This window comes from Methylobacterium sp. WL103, assembly GCF_008039885.1.
Classification (GTDB): Bacteria; Pseudomonadota; Alphaproteobacteria; order Rhizobiales; family Beijerinckiaceae; genus Methylobacterium; species Methylobacterium cerastii.
Genome location: NZ_VRUX01000889.1, coordinates 1 through 1,283, shown reverse-complemented (window position 1 = coordinate 1,283; position 1,283 = coordinate 1). Strand labels below are relative to the sequence as shown.

The 1,283-nt window shown below is 74.0% G+C and carries 1 protein-coding gene and 1 pseudogene; both read right to left on the bottom strand.

What is annotated here, in order from left to right; genetic code table 11:
• Positions 1-124: 124 nt before the first annotated feature.
• Positions 125-838: a biotin-independent malonate decarboxylase subunit gamma gene (gene mdcE / locus FV222_RS26450; RefSeq protein ID WP_147763800.1), complete on the bottom strand. Its 714-nt coding sequence runs from the start codon at positions 836-838 to the stop codon at positions 125-127.
• Positions 825-1,283, bottom strand: a pseudogene (locus tag FV222_RS26445) (biotin-independent malonate decarboxylase subunit beta); the annotation flags it as partial. The gene mdcE and the pseudogene FV222_RS26445, both read right to left, overlap by 14 nt.

The following is a 1,283-nucleotide window of genomic DNA, read 5'->3' as shown; positions in this document are numbered from 1 at the left end:
ACCGGCCGGCCGTCGCGCGCCCAGGTCGCGACGTGCGGCACGCCGTCGAGGTCGGGGCGCCCGGCCAGAAGCCGATGCCAGGCCTCGGGCGCCACCACGAACAGGTCGTGGCGGCGGATCGCCTTCACGCCCGCGCCGCCTCGACCACCCGCGCGGCGATGTCGTGCGCGACCGGGCGGCCGCCGCGGGCCTTGCCGAGGGCGTCGCGGTCGTCCTGCCGCGGCAAGTCTGTGATCAAAGCCGCGATCTGCGGCCCGAGCGGCTGGACTGGGTCGAGCACCGCCTGCACCGCGCCGGCCTGGACCATGTTGTCGAGGCCGGGGGCGAAGACCGGCGTGGACTTGGCCATCGCCTCGAGCTTTTCCAGGGGCAGCTTGGTGACGCGGGCGACGGAGGGCAGGTCCATCACGCTCGGGTTGGCGCCGGGCAGCGCCACGAGCACCCGCGTCGCCAAAGCCGTGGCGATGAAGGCGCCGGCGGCCGAGTGGCCATAGATCAGGCCGATCGTCGGATGGCCCTGCGCGTCCGCCAGCAGCAGCGCCTTGGCCAGATGCGCCAGGCACTCGTTCAGGCCGAGCAGCTCGTCGCGCCGGCTCATGCGCTGGCTGTCGGAATCGACCAGCACCAGGATCGGCGCGGCGCCCCCGGCCCGCACCGTCGCCAGCACCGCGGCCGCGAGCGTCAGCGCGCCCTCGATCCCGAGCGGCGTGTCGCCGTCGATGCCGACCACCGAAAGGTCCCGGCCGTCGAGCGGACCGCGGCCGGTGATCAGCCCGTCGGCCACATTCACCGAATGGCCCTCGGGGAACAGCGAGGCCAGGATCTCAGCGAGCGTCATGAGTCGTCCCTTCGAGTCCGGCGACGAGGCCGTCGAAGTCGGCCGCCGACAGCGCCGGCACGCCGGCCGGATCGTTGACGCCGAGGCGCGCCCAGATCTCGGTGGCGTCGCGGCAATCGCCGAAGCGCGCGATGCGGGCTTCGAGCCGCGCCTGCTCCGCCTCCAGCGTCGCAAGGTCGAAAGCCGGCGCCCGACCGGCCAAGTCGAGGGCGGCTTGCCGGAACGCCGCCACGGTGTCGTCGCAGAACACGTCGGCGCCCCCGGTGAGCCGCCGGTGCTTGCCGCCCATGGTGCGCCAGACCAGGGCGCGGTCCTTCGAGTCGAACTCCTCGGCGCCCTTGTTGGTCTCAATCACCTCCGGGCCGGAGACCGAGATGCGCCCGCCCTCCGAGACCGCGAGGCGCGAGCAGGTGCCGGCGATGAGGCCGCCGCCGCCGAAGCAGCC

Coding starts and splice junctions, on each gene's coding strand:
- mdcE (WP_147763800.1), bottom strand. CDS start 838: ATGACGCTCGCTGAGATCCTGGCCTCGCTGTTCCCCGAGGGCCATTCG.